16 protein-coding genes are annotated in these 22274 nt (G+C 63.9%); 11 read left to right on the top strand and 5 right to left on the bottom strand.

Annotated elements, in window-relative coordinates:
* Positions 1-172 precede the first annotated feature (172 nt).
* Positions 173-1933: a cytochrome c biogenesis protein DipZ gene (locus tag AAGS40_RS07105; RefSeq protein ID WP_345814130.1), complete on the top strand. Its 1761-nt coding sequence runs from the start codon at positions 173-175 to the stop codon at positions 1931-1933.
* Positions 1934-1980: 47 nt separating this feature from the next.
* On the top strand, positions 1981-2721 hold the full coding sequence (msrA, locus tag AAGS40_RS07110) for a peptide-methionine (S)-S-oxide reductase MsrA (protein WP_345814131.1): 741 nt from the start codon (positions 1981-1983) through the stop codon (positions 2719-2721).
* 87 nt (positions 2722-2808) lie between these two features.
* Here the strand turns inward: msrA and AAGS40_RS07115 are convergent, their stop codons facing one another.
* Positions 2809-3141 (bottom strand): hypothetical protein, encoded by a 333-nt coding sequence (locus AAGS40_RS07115; protein ID WP_345814133.1) that lies wholly within the window; start codon positions 3139-3141, stop codon positions 2809-2811.
* A gap of 244 nt (positions 3142-3385) precedes the next feature.
* Between AAGS40_RS07115 and AAGS40_RS07120 the strand changes: the two genes are divergently transcribed.
* A complete protein-coding gene (locus AAGS40_RS07120; protein WP_345814135.1) occupies positions 3386-4153 on the top strand; it encodes an SDR family oxidoreductase in 768 nt (255 codons plus the stop codon).
* Between the two features lie 174 nt (positions 4154-4327).
* Positions 4328-5650 carry an LLM class flavin-dependent oxidoreductase gene (locus AAGS40_RS07125; protein WP_345814136.1) on the top strand — a complete coding sequence of 441 codons (1323 nt, stop codon included), beginning with the start codon at positions 4328-4330 and terminating at the stop codon, positions 5648-5650.
* A gap of 55 nt (positions 5651-5705) precedes the next feature.
* On the opposite strand, the gene AAGS40_RS07130 is transcribed toward AAGS40_RS07125, so the two are convergent.
* Both AAGS40_RS07130 and AAGS40_RS07135 read right to left on the bottom strand, forming a co-directional pair.
* The gene (locus AAGS40_RS07130) at positions 5706-6548 is read right to left on the bottom strand and encodes a class II aldolase/adducin family protein (RefSeq protein WP_345814138.1); all 843 of its coding nucleotides are present in this window, start codon (positions 6546-6548) and stop codon (positions 5706-5708) included.
* A gap of 29 nt (positions 6549-6577) precedes the next feature.
* On the bottom strand, positions 6578-7897 hold the full coding sequence (locus AAGS40_RS07135) for an MFS transporter (RefSeq protein WP_345814139.1): 1320 nt from the start codon (positions 7895-7897) through the stop codon (positions 6578-6580).
* Positions 7898-8046: 149 nt separating this feature from the next.
* Here AAGS40_RS07135 and AAGS40_RS07140 point away from each other — a divergent pair, with 149 nt between their 5' ends.
* From AAGS40_RS07140 to AAGS40_RS07160, 5 genes are all read left to right on the top strand, one after another.
* Positions 8047-8946: a LysR substrate-binding domain-containing protein gene (locus AAGS40_RS07140; protein ID WP_345814141.1), complete on the top strand. Its 900-nt coding sequence runs from the start codon at positions 8047-8049 to the stop codon at positions 8944-8946.
* A gap of 231 nt (positions 8947-9177) precedes the next feature.
* Positions 9178-10149, top strand: coding sequence for a Dyp-type peroxidase (locus AAGS40_RS07145; protein WP_345814142.1), 972 nt, complete (start codon positions 9178-9180; stop codon positions 10147-10149).
* A gap of 250 nt (positions 10150-10399) precedes the next feature.
* Positions 10400-11650 (top strand): SfnB family sulfur acquisition oxidoreductase, encoded by a 1251-nt coding sequence (locus tag AAGS40_RS07150; RefSeq protein ID WP_345814143.1) that lies wholly within the window; start codon positions 10400-10402, stop codon positions 11648-11650.
* A gap of 3 nt (positions 11651-11653) precedes the next feature.
* Positions 11654-12913, top strand: coding sequence for an SfnB family sulfur acquisition oxidoreductase (locus AAGS40_RS07155; RefSeq protein ID WP_345814145.1), 1260 nt, complete (start codon positions 11654-11656; stop codon positions 12911-12913).
* Entirely contained in the window at positions 12913-14283 is a 1371-nt protein-coding gene (locus AAGS40_RS07160; protein ID WP_345814147.1) for an LLM class flavin-dependent oxidoreductase, read from the top strand. Before AAGS40_RS07155 ends, AAGS40_RS07160 begins: the two co-directional genes overlap by 1 nt.
* Before the next feature lie 181 nt (positions 14284-14464).
* On the opposite strand, the gene AAGS40_RS07165 is transcribed toward AAGS40_RS07160, so the two are convergent.
* Positions 14465-15367 carry a fructose bisphosphate aldolase gene (locus AAGS40_RS07165; protein ID WP_345814148.1) on the bottom strand — a complete coding sequence of 301 codons (903 nt, stop codon included), beginning with the start codon at positions 15365-15367 and terminating at the stop codon, positions 14465-14467.
* Positions 15368-15755: 388 nt separating this feature from the next.
* Between AAGS40_RS07165 and AAGS40_RS07170 the strand changes: the two genes are divergently transcribed.
* Both AAGS40_RS07170 and AAGS40_RS07175 read left to right on the top strand, forming a co-directional pair.
* The gene (locus AAGS40_RS07170) at positions 15756-17150 is read left to right on the top strand and encodes a TIGR00366 family protein (RefSeq protein WP_345814149.1); all 1395 of its coding nucleotides are present in this window, start codon (positions 15756-15758) and stop codon (positions 17148-17150) included.
* A gap of 233 nt (positions 17151-17383) precedes the next feature.
* A complete protein-coding gene (locus tag AAGS40_RS07175; protein ID WP_345814150.1) occupies positions 17384-18799 on the top strand; it encodes a dihydrolipoyl dehydrogenase in 1416 nt (471 codons plus the stop codon).
* A 217-nt stretch (positions 18800-19016) separates the two neighbouring features.
* Here AAGS40_RS07175 and AAGS40_RS07180 read toward each other — a convergent pair whose 3' ends face one another.
* The gene (locus AAGS40_RS07180) at positions 19017-21860 is read right to left on the bottom strand and encodes an EAL domain-containing protein (protein ID WP_345814151.1); all 2844 of its coding nucleotides are present in this window, start codon (positions 21858-21860) and stop codon (positions 19017-19019) included.
* Between the last annotated feature and the right edge of the window lie 414 nt (positions 21861-22274).

The raw sequence follows: 22274 nt of genomic DNA on the forward strand, positions 1-22274 counted from the left end.
TCGCCTCCGCAGTCGCAGTCGCCAGAACTGGCCATCACGTCATTGTGCAAAATTTCCGGGCGACGAGTTATCACATTTAATTTAACTTTCCGTGAGGACTTCGACACCGCTCGTTGCCTAGTATGGGGGCACTTTCCTCAACCCTGGACCGGCGTTCATGCCCGGAGGCGCCATGCTACTCATCGTTCTCGCCTATCTTGGCGGCGCACTCACGATTCTGAGTCCCTGCATATTGCCCGTGCTGCCGTTCGTTTTCGCGCGGGCCGATCAGCCGTTCGTACGCAGTAGTTTGCCGTTGCTCGCGGGCATGGCGCTCACCTTTGCCGGGGTCGCGACGCTGGCGGCGCTCGGAGGCGGCTGGGTGACGCAAGCGAACCAGTATGGCCGATGGCTGGCCGTCGCGCTGCTTGCCGTGTTCGGGTTGACGCTGCTGTTGCCGCGTTTCGCCGACCACCTGATGCGCCCGCTCGTGAGCGCCGGCAATCGCCTGTCGAATCTTGCGCAGCGCGACGTGCGTCCGGCAGGCTTCGGTTCGTCTTTGCTGCTGGGTATCGCCACCGGACTGCTGTGGGCGCCCTGTGCGGGTCCGATTCTCGGACTGGTGCTGACCGGCGCCGCACTACGGGGCGCGAGCATCGGTACGACATTGCTGCTCGCGGCCTATGCGGCCGGCGCAGCGACGTCGCTCGCGGTGGCGCTGCTGGTCGGCGGCAAGGTGTTCATGGCAATGAAACGCTCGCTCGGTGCGGGCGAATGGATTCGCCGTGGGATCGGCGCAGCGATGCTGGCGGGCGTGGTGGGCATCGCGTTCGGGCTCGATACCGGCGTGCTGGCGCGAGTCTCGACCGTCGCCACGGGCGGTATCGAGCAGAAGCTCGTAGACAGGCTGTCCCCCAGTGCGACGCATGCGGCTACGGTTTCGGCCCATAGGACTGACACCGACGTCGCGCAGCCTGACGCACCGGCAAGCGGTGGGATCATGAAGGGCAACCAGGCTATCAAAGTCGACAACCCCGCCAGTGCCGTTGATGCCGGCACGGCCACGAACCCGAACTCGGGCGCGATGATGCGCGCGGCGGCGAGCACGCCCGCACCATTGCCTGTGGAAGGCGTGCTGCCGACCCTCAACGGCGCGGTCCAATGGCTGAATTCGCCGCCGCTGACCGTGGAGGGCTTGCGCGGCAAGGTGGTGCTGGTCGACTTCTGGACATACTCGTGCATCAACTGCCTGCACTCGCTGCCGTATGTGAAAGCCTGGGCGCAGAAATACCGGGATCAGGGCCTCGTCGTGATCGGCGTGCACGCACCAGAATTTGCGTTCGAACGTAATATCGACAATGTGAAGAAGGCCACACACGATCTCGGCGTCGATTATCCCGTCGCCATCGACAACAATTTTGTAATCTGGCGCGCGCTGAACAATCAGTACTGGCCGGCCCACTATTTCGTCGACGCGAAAGGCCAGATACGCTATCACCATTTCGGTGAGGGCGACTATGCGGAGTCTGAACAGGTGATCCAGCAGCTATTGGCGGAAGCGGGTCACGTCGGGGCGTCGAAGGTCTCGCCCGGCATGAGCGGCGAGACGCCGAAGGGCGCGCAACGCGTGCAAGCCGCGGCCGATAACGCCGACATGCACTCGCCCGAGACCTATATTGGCTATCAGCGGGCGCATCGTTTCATGTCGGCGCGCGACCTCCACCTCGTGCCGGGTCCGGGCAAGGACGGCAGGCCGGTGCGTTTGCGCGGCAGCGTGGACAGCGCGGCGCGAGGCGCGGCACACGGAATGGACGTCGCCGCCAACGGCAGCGGCACCGTCACGGCAGAGCGTCTTTACCAGCACGTCCGGCAACCGGGCGACGTCGCGGATCACACGTTTTCGATCGAGTTTCTCGATGCTGGTGTGCAGGCGTATGCATTTACGTTCGGCTGATCCAGCCGGACGCACGGAATCAAACCACTCTTTGAAGGACTGAAATCATGCATGGCATTCCTAACCGTAAGAGCCCGCGTGGCAGGCGTTCCGCTTTCGCGCGGATCGCGGCTGGTGTAGCCGTTGTAGCGGGCGTATTCGCCGCGCAGCGCGTCGCCAGTTCAGCCGAAGCCGCGGTGAAAATTCCACCGCCTGCGCAGGATGAGCGGGTGGGCGCGACCCACACCGAAACGGCGGTGTTCGCGGGTGGCTGCTTCTGGGGCGTGCAGGGCGTGTTCGAACACGTGCGCGGCGTGAAGCAGGTCGCATCGGGCTATGCCGGCGGGGCGGCGGACACCGCGCAATATGAAACCGTCAGCGAAGGGGATACGGGACACGCGGAGTCCGTGCAGATCACTTACGATCCGACCCAAGTCACTTATGGACGGCTGTTGCAGATCTTCTTTTCGGTCGCGCACGATCCAACCGAATTGAATTACCAGGGTCCGGATCATGGCACGCAGTACCGCTCGGCAATCTTCCCCGCCAACGCCGAGCAGCGTGACGTGGCGCAGTCGTATATTGCGCAGCTGAATAACGCACACGTGTTTTCAGCGCCGATCGTCACGCACGTGGAGAACTTCAAGGGCTTTTATCCGGCCGAGGCGTATCACCAGAATTTCCTTGCCCTTCATCCCGACTATCCGTACATCGCGATCAACGATCTGCCGAAGGTCGCGCAACTGAAACGCATGTTTCCGGACATCTACCGCAACGATCCGGTACTGCTCAAAGTGAGTGCGTCGTAACCGGCTCTGGCCTGCGCGTCGAATGCAACACTGGACCGTTCATGTCGCGCAAGGCCACCGTCTTTTTGTCCGCGCTCGCTCGCACGGTCACACGTGGCGCACCGTGGCCATGCCCGAGCGCATCCGGCGCACATGCCGCAATGCCGCCCGCGCCGTCTTCACCGCATCGACCAGGCGCTCGATGGAGCCTGCGGCAAATACCAGAAACAGCGCACCGACGATCGCCGCGTACGCGGTCACCGACATCACCGCATAACGCGAACTATCGTCGCTACTGTGCGATGCCCAGACGTCCGGCAACTGGAGCAGGATGAACCCGGTTCCGGCGGCAAGCGACGTCCACAGAAAAAACACGCCGATAGAAAACAGAAAGAAGCAAATGTTGAGTGTGGCTGCGCCAGCAGCGCGCTTATAGCTCATGACCGACTCCGTTAAAGGGATGATTCGGGCTTAATTACCGGTCCTACCGTCCCGATAACTTGATTACGGCACCCATGCCGCACGGCTTGATGTCGAACACGCGCTTAAAATCGGGCAGTTGGACTTCCCGTCCAGCAGGTCACGCTCGAGGCAATGCCGGTCGAACAGATCGGCTGACGGCCTTAAACTTGAGCCAGTCGGCGCGCGTTCGCGCCTGCATTCCGAAACACCACAAGGATTCTGGATGACACAACTTTTCGACCTGACTGGCCGCACGGCGCTCGTCACCGGTTCGGCGCGCGGTATCGGCCATGCGTTGGCCGAAGGGCTCGCGGCGGCGGGCGCTGCCGTGGTGCTCAACGGCACGCGCGCGGATACCGTGGCCGAGGCTGTCAGCGCATTGTCCGGCAAGGGCTACCGGGCGCAAGGCCGCGCGTTCGATGTCACCGACGAAGCCGCGGTCGCCGAAGCGTTCACGCAGTGGGACGCGGCTGGCGTGCACATCGATATTGTCATCAACAACGCGGGCATCCAGTTCCGCAAGCCGCTCGTCGAACTCGAACTGGGTGACTGGCAGCGTGTGATCGATACGAACCTGACGAGCGCGTTCATCGTCGCGAAGGAGGCCGCGCGGCGCATGATCGCGCGGGGCACGGGCGGCAAGATCATCAATGTCGGCTCGCTCACGAGCGAAGCAGCGCGCGCCACGGTGGGCGCCTATACGGCCGCGAAGGGCGGCATCAAGATGCTGACTCGCGCGATGAGCGCCGAGTGGGCGGCTTCGAACATCCAGGCGAATGCGATCGGCCCCGGCTACATTCTGACGGATATGAACAAGCCGTTGATCGAGAACGAAGCGTTCGACGCATGGGTTAAAAGCAGCAATCCATCGCAACGCTGGGGCAGGCCGGAAGAACTTGTCGGCACGGCCGTTTATCTTGCGTCGGCTGCATCGAGTTATGTGAACGGCCAGATCATTTACGTGGATGGTGGCTGGCTGGCGGTGTTGTGACGTACAACGCCGCGGCGTTTCGCGTCGCCTGACTCCTGTCGCGCGACGGCCCCGTTGGGCGTCGAGCATGACACGCATCGCGTCTGACGGCGAGCGGGCAGTTGCTGCGCGCAGGCAGCCAACCGGCTGCGGGATTACACTGGCGCGACCCGTGTTTGCAATGGAGAGGAGTGCATGGCACGTCAGCTTCGCCTCGGCGCTTTCATGCGTCCCACGACAATTCACACCGGCGCGTGGCGCTATCCCGGCGCGTACCCCGACGCCAACTTCAATTTCACGCATCTGAAGCGCTTTGCGCAGACGCTCGAGCGTGGATGTTTCGACGCATTCTTCATGGCTGATCACCTCGCCGTGCTGAACATGCCGCTGGCGGCGCTCAAGCATAGTCACACGGTGACGTCGTTCGAACCGCTTACGCTGCTGCCGGCGCTGGCAGCGGTGACCGAGCGGCTCGGCCTGATCGCGACGGCGTCTACCACATTCGACGCGCCGTATCATGTGGCAAGGCGTTTCGCGTCGCTCGACCATATCAGCGGCGGCCGCGCGGGCTGGAATCTGGTGACGACGTCGAACCCCGACGCCGCGCTCAACTTCGGCCTCGACGAGCATGTCGAACACGACGAGCGCTACCGGCGCGCGCGGGAGTTTTTCGACGTCGTCACAGGCCTGTGGGATAGCTGGGCCGACGACGCATTCATTCGCGATACGGAAAGCGGCACGTACTTCGATCCGCAGAAGCTGCATGTGCTGAATTACAGGAGCGAGAACTTTTCAGTGCGTGGGCCGCTGAACATCGCGCGTCCTGTTCAGGGTTGGCCCGTGATCGTGCAGGCCGGTTCGTCGGAGGCCGGGCGGCAGATCGCCGCCGAAACCGCCGAGGTCGTGTTCACCGCGCAAAGCACGCTCGCCGACGGCAAGCGCTTTTATGCAGACGTGAAAGGGCGGATGGAACACGCCGGGCGGCAGCGCGAGCACATGAAGATCTTGCCGGCGGCGTTTGTCGTGGTAGGCGACACGCTGGAAGAGGCGCGCGCGATACGAGCGCGGCTCGATACGTTCGTCCATTACGAAAGCGGGCTTGCGTCGCTATCGATCGCATTGGGCCATGATGTGTCCGGTTTCGATCCGGACGGTCCATTGCCGGAGATTCCGGAAACCAACGCGAGCCGCACGGCGCGCCAGCGGGTGGTGGAATGGGCGCAGCGCGACGGCTTGACCGTTCGTCAACTCGCGCAGCGCATCGGCGGATACTCCGGACTGGAAATGGTCGGCACGCCCGCGATGATCGCCGATCAGATGGAGCAGTGGCTGATGGAAGAGGGGTCGGACGGTTTCAACGTGATGTTCTCGCATCTGCCGGACGGACTCGACGATTTCGTCGGCAAGGTCGTGCCCGAGTTGCAACGGCGTGGGCTTTTGCGGCGCGAATACGAAGGCACGACGCTGCGTGAAAATCTCGGTCTGCCGCGGCCCGAGAACCGCTTTTTCCCGACGTGACGCAAGCTGGCTCCTGAATCTGGCGCGCCGGAGCTGGCGCGCCTCGCATGCGCCTTTAGTCGAACATATCCGGCTGCTGCTTCACCAGCTGGTCGTAGATCGTCTGGAAATGCAGCCAGCCGATGAACGGGCTGCCCACGTGCTCGCGACTGTAGCGGGCGCGCTCCGGCGTGACCATGGTGGGCGTGATGCCGGACGCCTCGACCAGCAACTGTTGCTGGCACGCGCGTTCGAGCGCGATAAACCAGAACGCCGCTTCGTCGATGCTATGCCGGCTCGCGGTCAGCAAACCGTGGTTCTTGTGGATGGCCGCCCGGACGCCCTTGAACCATCCAGCCACCGTGCAGCCGGCTTCTTCTTCGACCGCAACCTGGCCCGCTTCGTCGTCGATCACCACGTGGTCTTCGAAAAACGCGCATGCGTCCTGTGAAATCGGATCGAGCTTGCGGCCTGTCGCTGCCCACGCCGTGCCGTAGAGTGTGTGAGCGTGGCACATGGCGACGATATCCTGATGGGCTTCATGCACGGCCGCATGCAGAACGAAACCGGCCTGGTTGATCGCATAGTCGCCTTCCACCACACGGCCTTTATGATCCGCCAGAATCAGGTTGGACAGTTTGACCTCGGAGAAGTGTACGCACATCGGGTTGGTCCAGTACAGCTCGGGATGCTCAGGATCGCGAACCGTCAGATGGCCCGCGAAACCATAGTCGAAGTGATGCAGGTCGAACGCGCGGCAGGCGGCGACGAGGTGTTGCTTGCGATACAGCCGTTCGTCGGCCACGCTCGCAAATTCGGGAATTTCCGGAAACTTGAGGCCTTCCTGCTTCGGTTGATAAAGAGAGATGCGCTTTTTCGTGGTCGGCTGAACGCTCGCGCGTTCGATGATTTCGGACATGATGGTTCCTTTGGCAAGACGTTTCTGAGTTAGCGATTGACGAGGCGTCGGGGTACGGTCAGCGCGAGTAATCCGCCAATGGTGAGGCAGGCGGCAAGCGTGTACACGCCGAGATCGGTCGAGTGAGTTCTGTCGACGATCCAGCCGATCACATAAGGGCTCACGAAACCGGCGAGGTTGCCCACCGAGTTGACGACGGCGACACCCGTAGCGGCAGCCGCGCCGCTCAGCACGGCGGTTGGCAGACACCAGAATTGCGAAAGCGTGACCATGACGCCCATCGTCGCAACGGTGAGCGCGGCAATCGACAGCGCAATGCTCGAATGACCGGTGGACACGCTGACCAGCCACCCTACGGTGCCGATCAGGCCTGGCGCGGTGATGTGCCAGCGGCGCTCGCGGCGCTTGTCGGAACTGCGTCCCGCCACGACCATGGCGATAGCGGCCGCGGCATAGGGCAGCGTGGTCAGCAGACCGATCAGGAGCGGCTCGGTCACGCCAGAGCCCTTGATGAGCGTCGGCAGCCAGAAGCCGACGCCGTACAGCCCCATGATGAAAAAGAAATAGATGCCGCTGAGCAGCCAGACGATCGGCTGCGTAAAGCCGTCACGCAACGAATGCGATTGTGCTTGACTGCTGTCGGCTGCAATGTTCGCGGTGAGCAGCGCCTTTTCCGAATCGGTGAGCCAGTTGGCGTGCCGGATTCCGTCGTCGAGATAGACGATGACGAGCAGACCCATCAGCAGCGAAGGCAGCGCCTCCAGCAGGAACAGCCACTGCCACCCTGCAAGCCCATGCGCGCCGGACAACGCGTGCAGAATCCAGCCGGACAGCGGGCCGCCGATCACACCCGACATGGGAATACCCGTCATGAACAGCGCGATGATCTTGCCGCGGCGCTCCGATGGAAACCAGTAAGTCAGATAGAGAATTACACCCGGAAAGAGGCCGGCTTCCGCGAGACCGAGCGCGAAACGCATTACGTAGAACATCGTGGGCGTCCTGACGAACATCATCGCGCCGGAGATCACCCCCCACGTAATCATCACGCGTGCAATCCACAGCCGCGCGCCGACCTTATGAAGAATCACATTGCTTGGCACTTCGAACAGAAAATAGCCGATGAAAAAAACACCCGCACCAAGGCCATAGACGGTCTCACTGAAACCGAGATCGGACAGCATCTGAAGTTTGGCGAAGCCGACATTGACGCGGTCGAGATACGCGGCGACGTAACACAGGAACAGGAACGGAATGAGGCGCCATGCGACCCTGGTGTAGACGCTGGCTTCGTCGACTGCGACGGAGCCGAATGTGCGCTGCGGAAGCGGGGCGGATGCCTGAGACATGTCTCCTCCAGATTGACGGCCATGCACGTGACCACTGTCGATGCCGTCATCGGTATGGGACGGCTTGTCGGGGATGATCGCCGTGCCGTGAACAGTTGACAAACGACGAGTTTTCACGGAAAGATGAATCCATTTCACCTGAGATCGTCATGCGAAAGCTCCCGTCACTGCAGGCATTGAGGGCATTCGAAGCGGCCGCGCGTCTGCAGAGCTTCCTGCTGGCCGCCGCGGAACTGCACCTGACGCCCTCCGCGATCAGTCATCAGGTGCGCGCGCTGGAGGCTCACTTCGGGCAGCAGCTTTTCACGCGCGGCAACCGCCGCGTGGAGCTGACCGATTCGGGCGGACGCCTGCTGACGATGCTGTCCGCGGCGTTCGACATGATCGAGGAGGCCTGCCGCGAGCTTGCGCCGAAGATAACTACGGAGTCGCTGTCCGTGCATTGCACGCCAAGCTTCGCATCGAAATGGCTGGGGCCGCGGTTGCCGGCTTTCATGCGTGAATACCCGGGGCTCACCATCCGGATGTCGTCGAGCGCCGAGCCTGTCGATCTGCTCAAGGCGGCGGAACTGGACGTCGCGATTGCGTATGGGTCGGTGCGGCGCCAGGCGGGCGTGGTGATCGAGGCATTGGGCGCGGAGCGCATCGCGCCGCTCGCGTCGCCGAAACTGATTGGCAAGCGCTTCACCCGCGCCGACATCGCGAAGCTGACGCTGATCGAATCGAAGCTGAATCCGCTGCGCTGGCGCGAATGGTTCACACAGAACGGTCTGAAGATGCCCGAGAGTCCACAGCCTTCGTTCGACCGCGCCGCGCTGGTTCTTGCAGCCGCAGTCGATGGGCTCGGCGTGGCGCTCGAAAGTGTGAGGTTCGCCGAGCGTGAACTGGCGAGCGGCGAACTCGTGATCGTTGGAGACGGGCTTTACACGCCGATCGAACGCGAGACGCATTTCTTCTGCTATCGCGCGGCGGACCGCTCGTCACAGAAAATCCGGCATTTCCACGACTGGCTGTTGCGGGAATCGCGCGGGTTGTCGACCGACGAGTGACGGGTGCGGTGCGACATCTCGTGCAGCCGGCCCGGGCAGGGCGCTGACTTCGCTCGCCTTTCCTCTTGTGGCTGGCCCCGGCACGATTGTCGTGTTCATCGTTTTCGGCCATTGCCATGGCTCGGGACGGGACTGCTTGCGGCTCATCTTTGCACTTGACCCGAGCATTGCGCCATGTTTGAATTTTCCGGCGGTGTACGCGGTTTTGCCCATCTGACAACCGGAGGCCACTTGAGCCCGAATTCTTCGCCGATCCCGAACGCCCGGCAAGCACTCGACACCGAGCCGCAGTCCATCGACGCACCGCTCTCCGCGGTCGCGGCGTTTCTCGTGCTGGTCGTCAAGGACGATAAGGACTCGATCGCCAACGCCCGATCGGTGGTGGGCAGCCTCGACGACCTCGTGAAGGACGTTCGTATTCGCGGCAATCGTGGGCTGCTGACCTGCAATGTCGGCATTGCGCATCGTATCTGGGCGCCGCTCACCGGCAAACCCGCACCCAGCGAACTCAAACCATTCCGCGAAATAAAAGGCGCGAAGCATACGGCGGTTTCCACGCAGGGCGATCTGCTTTATCACATTCGCGCCGATTCGATGGACCTGGTGGTCGAGTTTGAAAAGCTGCTGCTCGAAGCGTTCGGCGACGCTGTTACAGCGGTGGATGACGTAGCGGGTTTTCGTTATTTCGACGGCCGTGATCTGCTCGAATTCGTCGACGGCACCGCGAATCCCGATGGCCTCGATCTGCCTGCCGCGACGATCGTCGGTGACGAAGATCCCGACTATGCTGGCGGAAGTTATGTCGTGATACAGAAGTATCTGCACGATCTGTCCGCATGGCGCGCGCAGAAAGTGGAGACGCAGGAAGCGATCATTGGGCGCACGAAGTTCGATAACGTCGAACTGCCGGATGCGACCGACGGCCAGAAGTCGCACAAGACACTTTGCACGATCGAGGACGAACAGGGCGAGCACGACATCCTGCGCGACAACATGCCGTTCGCCAATCCTGGGCGCGGCGAGTACGGCACCTATTTCATCGGCTATTCCCGGCACCTGTGGGTGATCGAGAAGATGATTGAGCGCATGTTCGTCGGCGATCCGCCGCCGCTTCATGACCGCATCCTCGATTTTTCGAAGGCCGTTGCCGGGGTGACTTTCTTTGCGCCCGCGCGCAAGTTCGTCGCGGACATGGGTGACTGAAATACGCCTGTTCTGCGCCTGTTCTGCGCCTCGACTGTGTCGTCGGGCCGCGCGATGGCCGTGCCGCGTTGCATCCGGCGGCAAATCGGCACGCTTCATAAGTAAATCCCAATTCAATAGTAGGCGCGAGCTGCCCGGGCTGGTTCAATAGACGATTAGCCCCTTCGTGGTGAGCCGGGTGCGCGCCGTCTGGTCGGCAACGCGCCGGGGTTCGCGCACACAGGCGGCCCAACCTGTCTGTTGAACCATCATGTCAAAGCTCGAATCGACGGCGCCGCCGTCGCCACTGCCCGAACGTCCCGATCCCGCGCGCGTCGCACGGATCGCCGACGACGCACAGGCGCTTGCCGCCTCCCACAGACTCGCTGCGCTGTTCGCGGCCGGCGCCGCCGAGCGTGACCGTCACCGCGTGCTGCCATGGGCGGAACTGACGCTGTGGTCCGAAAGCGGGCTCGGCGCGATGACTGTGCCGCGTGAATATGGGGGCGCCGACGTATCGTTCGCGACGCTCGCGGAAGTCTTCGTGAACCTGTGTGCTGCCGATCCCGCGCTTGGCCAGATCCCGCAGAATCATTTCGGTGTACTAGGCGTGCTGCGCGAGATCGGCACGCCGGCGCAGAAGGAGCGGCTGTACGGCGAAGTGCTCGCGGGCTTGCGGCTTGGCAATGCGGGACCGGAACGGCGCTCGGCTTCGGCCGCGACGATCCTGCAAGGCACCACACGGCTTCACACGACGCCCGATGGCTTGCGCCTTCATGGGCAGCGTTTCTATTCGACTGGCGCCCTGTTCGCGCACCGCGTGCCGTCGCGCGCGACCGACGACGAAGGCCGCACCGTCCAGGTCTGGGCGCGCCGCGACGCGCCGGGGCTGAGCGTAATCGACGACTGGAGCGCGTTCGGTCAGCGCACCACGGCGAGCGGCAGCGTGATCTTCGATCAGGTGCCGGTCGACCCGCAGGACGTGCTGCCGATCTGGCAACTGGCGGATCGGCCGGGCCTGTTCGGACCCACCTCGCAGTTGATCCAGGCGGCGATCGACCAGGGTATCGCGCAGGCCGCGATCGCCGACGCCCTCACGTTCGTGCGCGAGCGCGCGCGGCCGTGGGTCGATTCCGGCCTCGAACATGCAACCGACGATCCGTACATCATCGCCGACGTCGGCCGCTTGCAGATCGATCTGCACGCGGCGCATGAAGTGCTGCTCGATGCCGGCCGCACGCTCGACCTGATTTCCTCGCAGCCGGTCGATGCCGAAGCGAGCGCCCGCGCGTCCGTCGCGGTGGCCGAGGCGAAAGTGCTCACCACGCGCATCGCGCTCGAAGCCAGTGAGAAGCTGTTCGAACTGGCAGGCTCGTCAGCGACGCGCGCCGCGCACAACCTCGACCGGCACTGGCGCAATGCTCGCACGCATACACTGCACGACCCCGTGCGGTGGAAACTGCATCTGCTCGGCAACTATCATCTGAATCACGTGCTGCCCGCGCGCCATTCGTGGAACTGAGACATGACCATTGATCTTTTTGCGGCGCGAGGCGAGGCCGTTGCGCCGACTGTCCCGCATCATCAGGCCGACGTGTCAGCGCGTCCTGACGTGATTGCCGGCGACGCCGAAGCGCTTCACACCGCGCAACGTCTCGCCGTCGAATTCGCGCGCGAAGCGGCGTTACGCGATCGCGAGCGGCGGCTGCCGTGGGCCGAACTGGACGCGTTTGTCGCGAGCGGCCTGTGGGGCATCACCGTGCCGCGCGAATTCGGAGGCGCGGGTGTCAGCAATGGCACGCTAGCCGAAGTCACCGCGACGATCGCGGCGGCGGACGGCTCGCTCGGCCAGATACCGCAGAACCATTTCTATGCGCTCGAAGTGCTGCGCGTGGGCGGCAGCGCAGAGCAGCAGCATTATTTCTACTCAGAGGTGCTTGCCGGAAAGCGCTTCGGCAATGCGCTCGCCGAGATCGGCCACAAGGATTTCAAGCGCCGCACGCGGCTCACGCGTGACGCGGCGGGCTGGCGCATCGACGGGAAAAAGTTTTATTGCACCGGCGCGCTGTACGCGCACTGGATTCCCACGCTGGTGGTGGCCGACGAGGCTGGGCGCGACGTCACCTATCTGGCGTTCGTGCCGCGCGACACAGAAGGCGTCACGATCACGGACGACTGGGACGGCTTCGGTCAGCGTGTCACCGGTAGCGGATCGGTGCAGTTCGACCACGTGCGCGTCGAAGCCGAGTGGGTGGTGCCGTTTCAGGTATCGTTCGAGCGACCGACCACGATTGGACCGCTCGCGCAGATCATCCACGCGGCAATCGATCTGGGGCAGGCGCGCGGCGCCTTTGCCGCTGCCTTGCAATTCGTGCGCGAGCGTTCGCGGCCGTGGATCGACGCGAAAGTCGAGCGCGCCGCCGACGATCCGCTGACCATTGCGCAGGTCGGCGACCTGGCCGTGCGGCTGCGTGCAGCCGAGGCATTGCTGCGGCGCGCAGGCCGTTTCGTGGACGCCGCGCAGGCACGGCCCGAGCGTTCGGTTGCGCAGGCGTCGGTTGCGGTCGCTGAAGCGCGTGCGCTGACGACTACCGTTTCACTGGAGGCCGGCTCGCGCCTGTTCGAACTCGCCGGCACCGCCGCAACGCTCGACGGCCTCGGCCTCGACCGTTTCTGGCGCAATGCGCGCACGCATACACTGCATGACCCGGTGCGCTGGAAGTATCACGCCGTGGGCAACTTCTACCTCAACGACAAACTGCCGCCGCGGCACGGAGCTTTGTGATGGCGAAGAAACAGATCCTGCTCAACGCGTTCAACATGAATTGCGTGGGCCACATCAACCACGGGCTGTGGACGCATCCGCGCGACCGTTCGAGCGACTACCGGTTGCTGCCTTACTGGACCGACCTCGCGCGCACGCTGGAGCGTGGCCTTTTCGACGGGCTCTTTCTCGCCGATATCGTCGGCGTCTACGATGTCTATCAGCGCAATGTGGACGTGACGTTGCGCGAGTCGATCCAGTTGCCCGTCAACGATCCCACGCTGCTCGTGCCGGCCATGGCGGCGGTGACGGAGCATCTCGGTTTCGGCGTGACCGTCAATCTCACGTACGAACAGCCGTATCTGCTTGCGCGCCGTTTCTCGACGCTCGATCACCTGACACAAGGCAGGATTGGCTGGAACATCGTGACGGGTTATCTGGATAGTGCGGCACGCGCAATGGGCCTCGATGCGCAGTTGCCGCACGACGAGCGCTACGACCGCGCGGACGAATATCTCGACATTCTGTACAAGCTATGGGAAGGCAGCTGGGAGGAGGGCGCGGTGCGGCGCGACAAGGCCGGCCGCGTGTACTCGGACCCGGCAAAGGTTCATCCGGTGCGGCACGCGGGCCGGTTTTACAACGTCGACGGCTATCACCTCGCGGAGCCGTCGCCGCAACGCACGCCGGTGCTGTTTCAGGCGGGCAGTTCGGGGCGCGGTCAGCGCTTTGCGGCGCGCCACGCCGAATGCGTGTTCATCTCGCCGCCGAACCGGCAGGCCGCGCGCGAAACGGTGCGCACGTTGCGCGAGCAACTGGTGCAAGCCGGGCGTCAGCCCGACGACGTGAAGGTATTCGTCGGCGCGGCAGTGGTGACGGGCGCAACGCAACAGCAGGCCCGCGAAAAATACGCGGACTACCTGCAATACGCGAGCCGCGAAGCGGGCCTTGCGCATTTCGCGGCCAGCACGGGCATCGATTACGCGCAGTACGATCTCGATGCGCCCGTGGACTATGCGCCCGGCAACGCAATCGAGTCGGCCACGCGAACGGCGAAGCAGCACGGCTGGACGCGTCGCAAGCTGCTGGAGATGTTCGAACTCGGTGGCCGGTATCCGGCGATCGTCGGCAGTGCGGCGCAGGTAGCGGACGAGTTGCAGGCGTGGGTCGAGGAAACGGGCGTGGACGGCTTCAATCTGAGCCGCACGGTGGTGCCCGAAAGCTACGAGGATTTCATCGATCTGGTCGTGCCGGAATTGCAGAACCGTGGGCTGTACAAGACCTCGTATGCCGATGGTTCGCTGCGTCACAAGCTGTTTGGAGAGGGTGACCGGTTGCCGGCACGCCACGCGGCGAACGGTTTCCGGCGGCACGCGGCAGAAGCACTTTGAGCGCAGGAATGCGGCAGGAATGCGGCAGGAATGCGGCAGGAATGCGGCAGGAATGCGGCAGGAATGCGGCAAGACTGTGAGCGCTTCCCGCAACCGTTCCCGGAAAACGCTTCCGGCAAACGCTTCCGGCGACCGCGGGCAATGACCGAACCAGGCCGCCGGAACCTGCATTAAAAACGCGTTAAACCTTTTCGACAGAAGCCTGATAGATCTCGTCGATGGCGGCGGCGAGCGCGGCGTCGAATTCGCTGTCGCTCATGGAGTGCTTGAGGTCGTTGATCAGCGCACGCGAGAAACTTGCGATCATCCCGTGGTTCTCCGCGAGCTTTTCGCACGCTTCGGTTCGCGAATAGCCGCCTGACAGCGCCACGACCCGAGCGACACGCGGGTGTTCGATCAGCGGACGGTAGAAGTCGGGCACGTCCGGAATGGTGAGCTTCAGCATGACGCGCCGGCTCTCCGGCAACGCGTCGAGGCCTTTGGTCAGTTCCGCGAGCAGCGTGGCTTCGGCGCCCGCCTTGTCCGGGCTTTTAATCGACACTTCGGGTTCGAGAATCGGCATCAGACCATGCGAATCAATCTGCGCCGCCACCTCGAATTGCTGCTTGACGATTGCCGCGATGCCGGTCTGCGAATTGAGTTTGACGACCGAGCGCATCTTGGTGCCGCAGATGCCGAGTTTTACGGCCCGTTCGAGCAACGGGTCGAGACTGGGAATCGGCTTCATCAGCTGCACGCCGTCCGCCTCGTCCTGCAACCCCTTGTCGACCTTCAGGAACGGCACCACGCCGCGCTCTTCCCACAGGAAAGCCGGCACTGGCTTGCCCTGCGCCTGCCCGTCCATGGTGGCCTCGAACAGGATCGCGCCGATCACCTTTTCGCCGGTGAAAGCGGGCGCGGTGATGATGCGCACCCGCATTTCATGGATCAGTCTGAACATCTCAGCGTCGCCGCTGTACGCGCTTTCCGGAATGCCGTACAGCTTCAGCGCGCCGGGCGTCGATCCGCCGCTCTGGTCGAGCGCTGCAAAAAAGCCCTGCTTTTCACACACTTGCGCCAGCATTTTCGTATCTGCCACGATCATCTCCGTTGTTCAAAACCGGGTATCGGACCAGCGCGGGCTGGTCGGGATATGTTGCATTGAATACGTTCAGTGCCATGATCTTAAAGCAAATGTCAGGCGTCAGGTAAAGCCGGCCGGTGCCGCGTTCGCTGCAGCCAGGATCCGTTTCGTGTAATTTCCAGCGCGGCGACAGGTGAGTTTTGCACCGGCCGCGCAGGCGTTCGCGCGTTCGTGCGCGGCTCGCTTCCGCCTATGCATCGGCAATGGCAATCAGCAATCGGCAATCGACAATCCCGCATCGGTGAATGCATTCGTCAGTCAATTCTGTCAACCGCGCCTGTGTGCTCACGCAGCGCACGTGAGCGGACGTGCGCGTGAAACAGCGCGTGATCAACGCACCAGGAGCATCATGAACAACCCCGAATCCCCTGTACCCGGCTCGGTCAACGGCGCGCGCCGCGGCGGCGTCGTCGCCGGCCTCGTCTATGTGTTCGAGCAGGTCATGCCCGACCCGTTCGTGCTCGCGATCGGCCTGACCGTCGTCGTGAGCGCGCTGGCGGCGGTGTTTGCACCGCATGCGTCGTTACCCGTGCTACTGAGTTCGTGGTATGGCGGCACGTTCAACATCCTGGGCTTTGCGCTGCAGATGATCCTGATTCTGGCAACGGGCTACGCCATCGCCGACGCACCGCTCGTGCAACGCGGCTTGCGGGCGCTGGCTGCAAGGGTGCATTCGCCGACGCACGCGGCACTGCTCGTATTTCCGATCGTCGCGGTGGCCGCGTGGCTCAACTGGGGGCTGGGTCTCGTCGTCGGTGCGCTGCTGTCGCGTGAAATCGCGCGGCGCGTGAAGGTGGACTTCGCGTGGCTCGTGGCGGGCAGCTACTCGGCCTGGTCCGTTTGCAACAGCGGCCTGTCGAGTTCCATTGCGCTGTCGCAGGCCTCGCATGGCAACGCACTGAATCTCGTCGAGAAGGCAACCGGGCAGGTCATCCCGTTGAGCCAGACCGTGTTCGCGCCGTTCGTATTCATCCCGACCGTGCTGGTCGTGATCGTGATGACGGCGATCTTCATCCGCATGCATCCAGCAGAGGACAGCGTGGTTCCGTTCAGCGAACCGGACGCCGCGCCCGCCGCATCGGCCGACGCGGACCCGCACGCACGCAGTTCGGGCGCGTCGTCGTTCGCCGCGCGCGCGGAGCGCTCGGTGCTCGGTACGCTGATCGTGCTGGCGTTCGGCGTCGGCTATCTGGCAATGACCTGGGCCAGCAAAGGCTTCGAACTCGATATCAATACGACCATCCTGGTCTTCCTGCTGGTGGGCCTCGCATTGCAACGCACGCCGATCGCCTACGCGGATGCGATTCGCCGCGCGGCGCGCCAGACCGGCTCGATGCTGCTGCAATACCCGATGTACGGCGGCATCATGGGCATCATGACGGGAACGGGCCTCGCATCGACGATCGCCAAAACCTTCGTCGCGATTGCCACGCCGGTCACGCTTCCGGTGCTCAGCTACTTCAGCTCGCTCATCATCACGCTGCTGATCCCGAGCGCGGGCGGGCACTGGGCGGTGCAGGGGCCGTTCGTTCTGCCGGCCGCGCTCGGGCTGCATGCTTCGGTGGCGCGTACCGCGATGGGCGTGGCGATGGCAGAGAACGTGTCGAACATGCTGCAGCCTTTCTGGGCCGTGCCCGTGGTTGCGATTGCGGGGATCCGCATTCAGCGGGTCATGGGTTATACCGCCGTCACGTTCGCTGTGTCGCTCGTGATTTATGGCGTGGCGCTCTGGCTGATTCCGTGAGCGTTCGTAAGCGACGCCCGGTTGCGCCGTCGGCAGCCGCGTGTTGAATGGCGTGTCGCGACGGCTCGACGTCAGGGAACGGTTACTGCTGACAGGCTGGCGAAAGCAATGCGCCGGCGGAATGAGTGCGGCAACGCGGTGGGCGCTCACGCGGGGCAGACACCCTCATCCCGTCGGCTCGGACAATGGCAGCCGATGGGTCTTCATCCAGCAACCGTACAGGACAAGAACGAATGCCACAGATCACGGAAATCGACGTCGCCATTCTCGGCGCAGGAACCGCGGGCCTCAATGCGCTTCGACAGGTCAAAGAAGCGGGTAAGTCTTTCGTGCTGATCGAGCGCGGCGATCTTGGGACCATGTGCGCGCGCGTCGGCTGCATTCCGTCGAAAGCCGTGCTGCACGCGAGCGACCTGCTGCGAGCCTGCCGCGAGGCGGACGGGAGCGCGAGCGCAGCGCAACTCGCCGAACGCGCGAATGCGCTGTGGCAGCGGGCGCGCGCGACGCGCAACGAGTCGGTCAAAGGCATGGTCGACGAAACGCGCGAACTCGCTGGCGACGGACTGATTCAGGGCGACGCGCACATCGTCGGCCCGGGTGACATCCAGGTGGGCGAGCGCCTGTTCCGGGCCCGCGCGGTGGTGATCGCCACCGGCTCGGCGCCGGTCGTCCCACCAGCGTGGCAAGCGCTGGGCGACGGCGTGCTGAACACGGACTCGCTGTTCGATCTGCCTGTGCTGCCGCAAAGCATCGGGCTGATCGGGCTCGGCGCGATCGGCCTCGAAATGGGCGTGGCATTAAGCCGGCTCGGCGTGCGCGTGACGGGCGCGGACCAAAGCAATGTGGTGGGCGGCATCAAGGACCCATTGATCGCGCAAGCGGCGCGACAGCACTTTGAACGGGACCTGCCAATGTGGCTGGACGAGCCTGTCGACGTCAAACGCAGTCCCTCGGGGGCATTCGAAATATCGTCCGGTGAAGACGGCAAGCGGCGTGTCGAAGTGGAATGCGTGCTGGTCGCAATGGGGCGTCGTTCGACATTGGCCACGCTCGGGCTGGAGAAGGCCGGCATCGAACTGGACGCGCACGGCCATGCGCCGGTCGATCCGCACACCATGCGCGTGGGCGAGTCGAACTTCTATCTGGCGGGCGACGTCGACGCTACGCGTCCTTTGCAGCACGAAGCGGCCGACGAAGGCAGCATGGCGGGCTGGAACGCGGCAAGGCATGGTTCGGACGACCGCTGGCAGCGCCGCGTGCCGCTCTCCATTGCGTTCACGAACCCGGATATCGGCGCAATCGGCTGTCCGTTCGACACGTTGCCCGCCGGCACGCTCGTCGCCGAAGGCGGCGCGAAAGGCAATGCGCGCTCGGCGATCACGGGAGAGCGCGACAACGTCGTACGTCTTTATGTCGCGCCGGTCACGGGCAAGCTGCTCGGAGCGGCGCTCCTTGCCGGCGCGGGCGAGCATCTCGCGCATCTGCTCGCGTGGGCGGTTCAGCGCGGCGAGACGGTCGAACAACTGCTGCAGTTGCCGTTCTATCACCCGACCGTCGAGGAAATCGTCCAGAGCGCTTTGCGCGATGCGGTGTCGAAACTGCACCGGCCGCGTGGACTCGATCTCGCGCCCGCGGGCGCAGACAGGTAATTCGTCCCGCCGCTTCAGGACGAGCGGTTAATGTGACCCGACGCACCGAGCGGGCACCGTGCTTACGGCACAGTGTGCAAAACAGCGAGCGGAGGAGACTACCGTGTCGAGCACGTCATTAGCCCTGAAGAACGCCGTGACATCGGCCCCCAGAATTCTGTATGTCTGGATTCTGCTGTACATGATCCGTGAAGAGCAGGCCGCACGCTGAGCGCGTCTAGCCTTGCCAGCGCGGCGAACGCATGAGCGCCTCCAGCGGCATGGGTTTATCGAAGAAATAGCCTTGCGCCTGCGCGGCGCCCATTTCCCGAAGCATTGCAAGCGTGTCGGCGTCTTCGACGCCCTCCGCGACGAGCGTCAGCCCGAGCGACTCCGCCATGCGCACGATAGCGGTCACGATGGCGCGGCTGCGCGGACTGGCGGTGAGTTCGAGAATGAATGACTTGTCGATTTTCAGCCCGCTGAAACGGTACTGATGCACGTAGCTGAGCGACGAAAAGCCTGCGCCGAAGTCGTCGAGCACGACGGACATGCCGTTGTCCGAAAGGCGCTGCATCGTGTCGCGCGCGAGGTCGGGCTCGGCGACCAGCGCACCTTCCGTCAGTTCGAGGCATACGCGCGACGGCGCGACGCCATACCCATCGAGTATCGCGAGCACGTCGTCGGCAAACTCGCGGCGCGTGATGCTATAGCTCGAACAGTTCACGTGCACGGGTGGCCAGTTCGCGTGCTGGGGCTCGGACAGAATCGCCGCGATGCGCGTGAGCATGTAGAGATCCACCTTGCCGATCAGCTTCAGCCCTTCGACACGCGGCAGGAATTCGCCCGGCGCGACGATGCGTCCATCCGGCCGCCGCCAGCGGATCAACGCTTCGAGCGCCGCCACGCGACCCGTGCTCACGTCGACGATCGGCTGGAAAAACGGCAGCAGTTCATCGTCCCGTTTGAGCGCGTTGCGCAGCGCGCCTTCGCGCTCCACCTGGTCCGACACCTCGCGCCGCAGTTCATGATTGAACACGACGAAGTGGTCACGCCCCGCGTTTTTCACGCGATACATTGCGATATCGGCGTCGCGTAAAAGGTCGGCCGGTTCACGGTGATACTGCCCGTCTGCGCTCACGATGCCGATGCTGCACGACGAGAACACCACATGCTCGTCGATATGGAAAGGCAGATCGAATTCCGCGAGAACGCGCTCAGCGATCGTGACGGCGTTGTTGATGTGCGCCGTTTGCGACAGCACCGCGAACTCGTCGCCGCCCAGCCGCGCCAGCAGATCGCCCGGCTGCACGCATGCCTGCAGCCGGCCGGCGGCCTGCTGAAGCAGCATGTCGCCGCATTGATGGCCCAGGCTGTCGTTCACCACCTTGAAACGATCCAGGTCGATGAACATCACGGTCATCGGCGTGCCGTCCGTGCGGTACGCATGCCACGCGGCCTGCAGCCGGTTCAGCAGATGACTGCGGTTGGGCAGGCGGGTGAGCGCGTCGTGCGAATTTTCGTGGACGAGCCTCGCGTTGGCGTTATCGAGCTCCTGCGTGCGGACCTGCACACGCGCTTCGAGCTCCGCATTCGCCGCATGCAATGCCTCGGCGGCGCGGCGGCGTGACAGGGCAGTGTCGATATGGCGCGAGACGAATGTGAGCAGTTCCTGGTCGCGGCGTGAGTAGCTCACGAGCGGCGTGTAGCTCTGCACGGCGAGTACGCCGCGCACGTCATCGCCATCGAAAAGCGGCACGCCGAGCCACGAATGCAGACGCACGTCACGGCCGCCCAGGTCGACCGTGCCTTCGGCGTCCAGCCGCAACGCCTCTTCGTGATCGATCAGGCAAGGCTTACGCTGGCTGATCACATACTCGGTCAGACCGCGCCGCCCCAGACGCGGCAGCGGCGGTTCGACCACGCCCTCGTCGATGTAATACGGGAAAGAGACGACCTGCGTGTCGGTGTCGAACAGCGCAATGTAGAAGTTGCGCGCATACAGCAGATCGCCGACGATCCGGTGCAGGCTGCGAAAGAACTCGACCATGTCGCCCGGCCGGCTCGATAGCTCCGCGATCTGGAACAGCGCGGCCTGCAGATGTTCGGCGCGCTCGCGCTCGGCGATGCCTTCGCGTAATGCAACGTTGACGAGCGACAGCTCCGAGGTGCGCCGTGCGACCTGTTCCTCCAGATCGGTGCGATGCAAAATCCGGTCGAGCGCCATGGCAACGTGCCGCGCCACCACCAGAAAGAGTGCGCGGTCTTCCGCGCTGTAGACCCGCGAGACGTCGTACACCTGCATCGCAAGCATGCCGAACACTTCGTCGGACGCGTTTTTCAGCGGCGCGCCCATCCAGAATTCAGGCCGGTCGCCAATGCAGTAAAAGCGGCCCTCGGCCTCGGCGGCCCGGATCGTCGCCGCATCGATGAGCAGCGGCTGGCCGGTCGTCAGGACTGTCCCGGTCATCGAGAGGCGTGCCGGGTTGAGGAAGTCGTAGTTTTCCGGCTCTATCACGTCGGTGTCGATCACGTCGACATAGTACGGATAGGTGATCTTGCCGCTTTTGCGATCGTAGAGCGCGAGATAAAAGTTCTCGGCGTCGATCAGCATACCCAGACGCTCGTGCACGCACCGCAGGAACTCGGCGCGCTCGGGCACCGAGCTGGCCAGATAGGCGATCTCGTACAGCACGCGCTGCGTGTTCTGCGCGCGAGCGAGCGCGTCGGTCTGGGCGCGTTCGCCGAGACTGCGCGCGAATTCGTGCACGCTCGGTTCGCCGGCGAATCCGGCGGGCGCCACCAGCCAGCCGAGCACGCTCTCACCATAGCCGGTCGGCCATTGCTGCCAGCCGCGCGCCGCGCAAAGCTCGGCAAGGGTTTCCTCGCTGACGATTTTCGGCCACGCCGGCGACGTGCCGCCCTGGCCAGCAAGGTGCAACTGCTCGCCCGCGCGATACCAGACCCACGCCTGCGCCCATGGGTGGGCGCCGTCGTGCACCGCGCGAAACAGCGCTTCGATCGTCGGCACGCTGGAGGCGGTGCGGTCGGCGGCATTCCAGTCAATCAACGCATCAATCATGACAAGACACTCATTGGCCATACAAGGTCAACACTTCAGCACGCGTGAGCCGTGCAGCGGTGATCGGCGGCGGCGCGAGCGCGCGGCCGTCCACGTCTGCGCGCGCGTATCACGTCTATTGCATGCTAACGGCACCGGCACGGCGCGGCTTGAGAAACTTTATGTAGGCTCGACGAAAGCCTCAGGTTTTTCCCGGCTTGCCGATAAGACAGGGGATCTCCGCGAATGGTCGCTGATCGCACAGGCGGGCGCCGCGACGCGCCGACGCCGCGGCGCTTCGGCTTCGATCAGAGCATGATCGACGGTTCGTTCACGGGCGATCGCGACGCCACGGGCTTCCGGTGGGCGTTGCCTGCGCTTGCGCGGTCGGCAGGCGCAGGCCGGTCGAACGTTCGATGTCCGGCAAGCATCGGA

The organism is Paraburkholderia sp. PREW-6R, assembly GCF_039621805.1.
Taxonomy (GTDB): Bacteria; Pseudomonadota; Gammaproteobacteria; order Burkholderiales; family Burkholderiaceae; genus Paraburkholderia.